This is a genomic window from Nitrosomonas sp. (assembly GCF_019752415.1).
Taxonomy (GTDB): domain Bacteria; phylum Pseudomonadota; class Gammaproteobacteria; order Burkholderiales; family Nitrosomonadaceae; genus Nitrosomonas.
Window position 1 is genome coordinate 1 of the sequence record NZ_JAIEME010000079.1, and the last position, 4,353, is coordinate 4,353.

Sequence of the window (4,353 nt, forward strand, 5' to 3'; positions counted from 1 at the left end):
TTGTCACTTGTCACTTGTCACTTGTCACTTGTCACTTGTCACTTGTCACTTGTCACTTGTCACTTGTCACTTGTCACTTGTCACAACAGTATCGCACTGCACTCATACATTAAAAATAAAACAATCGATAAATGCAAAGATTTGATTTATTCCCGCCAGAATAATATTCCAGCGGGGATAGTACACCTGTGAGAATCATTTCAAATGATGAACAGCACACTCACATTCATTGTTGTTAAATTATTGAAGATTAAATCAATTCATCGATTAACCAGCAGCACACTAATATGTTACTAGTGCGGCAGCACTCGCAGGAGATAAATTTTCTTCAGCATCAAGCGCTTTAACTGTGTAATTATAAAGAGCCCCTTTTGCAGAGCCACTGAGCACATCGTTAAAAGTATTTGCAGTAGTTACACCAATTTTTGTTCCGTTTCTATAAATATTGTATCCTGCAACCGCTACATTATCCGAAGACTTGCTCCAGGATAATGCAACCCCAGCAGCAGTTGAATATTTTGAAATTTTCAATGCAAGCGAAGTAGGTGTAGTAGGAGCCGTGGTATCGTAATTGTAGCAAGAAACACCATCTCCGCACGGAAAGCCATCCCAGATTTGCAGTCCTGTGGAATGTGACTCAATTGTTGCTGTACCACCGCTATAAGGATTGTTTACCATAATCCGAGTTACCGGAAGTTTGTAATCTCCCAGGTTGGGTCCGTAGTGGTCGGCAATCACCTGACCGTCAACCGCTGCCCAGAAACGACCGTCACTGCCACCTGACCGGTGCCAGTAAACTTCAAACTTAAACCACTTATCAATTGGTACAGCTACCGCATTATTATCTATAGTCCAATAATCAATTCTTGGCCAAGGACCGTTGGCAACGTTGTCACCCTTTGTTTGCCAATATAGCTGCCCATCCAATCCTTTCAATATAGTTATGCCTATCCTGTAATCACCAACCCATGTATTCAGATACCCACCCGTTTTAATTTCAAACTGTGTGCGCCAACCTGCCCCTGCCACATCACGAGTCAGTTTTGACGGAAAATCTGCTGGATATTTAAACCAATAGGTCATGTAAAAGTTATTCACATCACCGGTTGTCCAAGGCCTTTTAATCAACAAAGGGGCTTGAGAGCCGGCTTGCCCTAGAGCACCATTAATTTTCACGTTCTGAAAAAGCTCCCGAATCGTATTCCCTTTTGGTCCGGTAACCGATCTAACTTCATTGGTTATATAATTTCCAATCGATGTGGAATTAATCGGATCAACCGTAATCAGCTGAATACCTGAGAAATCAGCACCAAATGCTTTGATCGGCCAAGAATGTCCAGTTTCTTTGTCTATACCAGTAAGGTACTGCCATGCTCCATTTGCATAAAAATTTGTCGGTTGAGTAAGTGCAACACCTGTCCCAAAATTCGATTTAAATAATAAGTTAGCAGCATAAGCTGCAGGTGTCACAGCAAAGCTAAGAGTTGCAATCAATAGCATCATGACGAAAAGTAGCATGCCTGTATTAGGCTTGATAATTTTGTCTGTGCCAAATTGGGTAGTTAACACTGCTTTGCCAATCGGCATCAGCAAATTGTTAGTTGGTAATAAGTAATGACTATTATTCATTTTGGTTCCTCCTTAAAGATAAAAGGACGGAACTGCGTTGATACCCATGTACGAAGTGATTACTTTCGATACTCGTCAAATCATATACGTGATTGAAACGATTGGTGTTATCTGGCAGTCCTGCCATCCTGGGGCAAATGCCCGTTAGATCAGTGACTTTGCGTCCCCTGCTTTCGCAGAGTTTGCCTTTTTCATATTGCATTAATAATAAAAGCATGAATCATGCCAATCTATAATTAATGAAATTGATCGAGAAAAATTGCCGTCGTAAACTCGCCCTGTGAGTAAACACAGTTGATTAGAATTTCGGAACCTCCTGATAACGGAGATTCACATGAAGAAAAGAAGATTTACAGAAAGTCAGATCGTTGCGGTACTGAAAGAAGGCATAGCTGGCATGCCGGTGGTTGAGTTGTGTCGCAAGCACGGTGTTATCAACGCCACATACTACCAGTGGAAGAGCAAGCACTCCGGCGTACAGGTATCCGAGCTACAGCGATTACGTAAGCTGGAGGCTGAGAATGCAGCGATCAGGGATGTTCTAAACCGAAAGTTCTGATGCCGTTGGCCAGGCGCGATGTAATCGCACAGTTGGTGCAAACCAGATTGTCGATTATGCGCGCGCCTGTCAGATTGCCGGCCTGTCGCGGGCGACGTACTACAAAAGGCCAGCACTGGCATCGGAACGAGATGCCGAAGTGATTGATGCGCTCAATGCCATCGTGACCCGGCATGAGCGTTGGGGATGTTTGAACATGCCTCGGCGATGCTGCAAGAGCACCAGATCGACCCCGGCAACCGCTGGGGCTAGCCAACGCGCCGAAGCTGCTGGGCACTGGATTTCATGCATGACACCTTGACTGTGGCAGACGATTCCGAACATTGAATGTGATAGATGAAGCAAACATATCCAGCCCGGAAAGCCAAATCAGAATGCCTTTATCGAACGCTTTAATCGAACTTACAGGACTGAGGTACTTGATGCGTATCTTTCTGCCCATTTTGAACAGGTTCAGACCATCACTAATCAGTGGCTGATTGATTATAACGAATACCGTCCGCATTAAGCGCTGGGCGATATCCCGTCGGCGCAGCCCATGCCCCGGCTAACCCGGGTTCCGAAACTCTATCGGACTCTGCCTACTTGACGAGGGAACTTACGATTCGATATCGCCGCTATGCACGTTTATTTTAACTCCAAACGCCAGCAACCTCATTCAGCAAAAATCGCATCGTAAGCAGCTAAGAGTTTAGGTACTTCGTATTGCCACTCAAGTTCATTTTTAACCCGGTTACGGCCCAATTCACCCATTTGCTTACATAACTCTGGATCATCTAGTAAATGTAAGATTTTTTTCGCCATATCATGAGGATCATTTTTATTGGCATACAGCGATGCCTGCTCGGCAGAAACTCGGCCTTCCGTAAGATCGAATTGAACGATAGGCTTACCCAACGCCATATACTCCATGATCTTGTTCATTGTTGATTTATCGTTCATTTCATTGGCTACATCTGGATTCACGCATATATCAGCAGTATTGAGCATCTCTAATAGCGCTTGATCTGGTACCCGGCCGGTAAAAGTCACAAAGTCACTAATCCCAAGATCAATAGCTAATCGTTTCATCTCTTCAAGCGAGGTGCCACCGCCCACCAAACCAAAGTGCACATCCGATCGTCCTAGATCCTTAATCAAATAACGTGCGGATTGCAGTAAAAGATCAATTCCTTCCTGTGCTCCCATTACACCGACATAGCCCACCAAATATTTCCTTCCGCATTTAAGCTCTTGTTTCGGTGGAATGATACACAATCGATCTAATTTTGGTCCGCTGCGCACCACAAATACTTTTGCAGGATCCATTCCGCCACGATCAATCGCGATCCTTTTATAAGATTCATTGGTAGCGATAGAGACATCAGCCGTTTTAAACGTCCAGCGCTCGAACAGCACCAGTAATTTATAAAAGAAATCACGCCGCCCGAATTTCGCCTCATAGAGCTCCGGATTGATATCATGATGATCAAACAGGAATTTCTTGCGCATAAACAACTTAAAAAAACCACCGATCAGAAATAGCAAATCTGGTGGATTACACGCATGAACCACATCGAATCCCTGAGAAAATTGCACTTTCCAGGCAAGCCGGAAAGTATGAAATAAAGCAACGGAATATTCAATCAAATACCCCTTCGCACCTTCGGCTTCAAACGGCAATCGATAGCGATAAATATGAATCCCATCAATGACTTCATATTCCTTTTCATAACCTTTACCTGTGGGGCAAATAATAGAAACAACATAGCCGCTCTCATGCAGCGTTGTTGCTTCCTGCCATACCCTGCGATCAAATGGGGAAGGAAGATTTTCGACTAAGATAAGTACGCGGCGCTTAATAGTGCGTGACATTGTGTTAATTCCGCCGATAAGCAATGAGCGACTTAGTCATACCAAGTGCATATTCTTTGAGAATACTCGCATCCGGAAAGTAATGTTTCATGTCTTCCATAGTTGGCAAGTAAAAATCAGGGCTGGTTCTCTTTATCCAGAACCGGTTAGTAAACCGTATCAGCAACACCTGAAGCCGACGCGGCAGGTAACCGACAAAAGGAAGCCAGGAATGCGTTTCAATAGGAAACCACCGGTATGGTGCTTGCACAAAATATCCTTTACCTAGGCGTCGAATCTCATTCGCAAATTCACTTTGGCGAGTCTGCGCT

The 4,353-nt window shown here is 44.2% G+C and carries 4 protein-coding genes, 2 pseudogenes and 1 riboswitch; of the genes and pseudogenes, 2 read left to right on the forward strand and 4 right to left on the reverse strand.

What is annotated here, in order from left to right:
• Window positions 1-282: 282 nt before the first annotated feature.
• On the reverse strand, window positions 283-1,629 hold the full coding sequence (locus K2P83_RS11980) for a hypothetical protein (protein WP_292929484.1): 1,347 nt from the start codon (window positions 1,627-1,629) through the stop codon (window positions 283-285).
• A gap of 110 nt (window positions 1,630-1,739) precedes the next feature.
• A riboswitch (cyclic di-GMP riboswitch) is annotated at window positions 1,740-1,826 on the reverse strand.
• A gap of 137 nt (window positions 1,827-1,963) precedes the next feature.
• On the opposite strand from K2P83_RS11980, the pseudogene K2P83_RS11985 reads away from it, so the two are divergent.
• Window positions 1,964-2,152: pseudogene (locus K2P83_RS11985) on the forward strand (transposase); the annotation flags it as partial.
• A 135-nt stretch (window positions 2,153-2,287) separates the two neighbouring features.
• Here K2P83_RS11985 and K2P83_RS11990 read toward each other — a convergent pair.
• Window positions 2,288-2,512, reverse strand: coding sequence for a hypothetical protein (locus tag K2P83_RS11990; protein ID WP_292929486.1), 225 nt, complete (start codon window positions 2,510-2,512; stop codon window positions 2,288-2,290).
• Window positions 2,513-2,534: 22 nt separating this feature from the next.
• Here K2P83_RS11990 and K2P83_RS11995 point away from each other — a divergent pair.
• A pseudogene (locus tag K2P83_RS11995) lies at window positions 2,535-2,693 on the forward strand (transposase); the annotation flags it as partial.
• A gap of 149 nt (window positions 2,694-2,842) precedes the next feature.
• Here K2P83_RS11995 and K2P83_RS12000 read toward each other — a convergent pair.
• The gene (locus K2P83_RS12000) at window positions 2,843-4,042 is read right to left on the reverse strand and encodes a glycosyltransferase family 4 protein (RefSeq protein ID WP_292929488.1); all 1,200 of its coding nucleotides are present in this window, start codon (window positions 4,040-4,042) and stop codon (window positions 2,843-2,845) included.
• A 4-nt stretch (window positions 4,043-4,046) separates the two neighbouring features.
• Window positions 4,047-4,353, reverse strand: a 307-nt coding sequence (locus K2P83_RS12005; protein WP_292929490.1) for a hypothetical protein, incomplete at its 5' end; no start/stop codon positions are given.

What these genes read in the sequence shown, in the direction of transcription:
- K2P83_RS11980 (WP_292929484.1), bottom strand. Translation starts at nt 1,629, where the DNA reads ATGAATAATAGTCATTACTTATTACCAACTAACAATTTGCTGATGCCG.
- K2P83_RS11990 (WP_292929486.1), bottom strand. Translation starts at nt 2,512, where the DNA reads ATGTTCGGAATCGTCTGCCACAGTCAAGGTGTCATGCATGAAATCCAG.
- K2P83_RS12000 (WP_292929488.1), bottom strand. Translation starts at nt 4,042, where the DNA reads ATGTCACGCACTATTAAGCGCCGCGTACTTATCTTAGTCGAAAATCTT.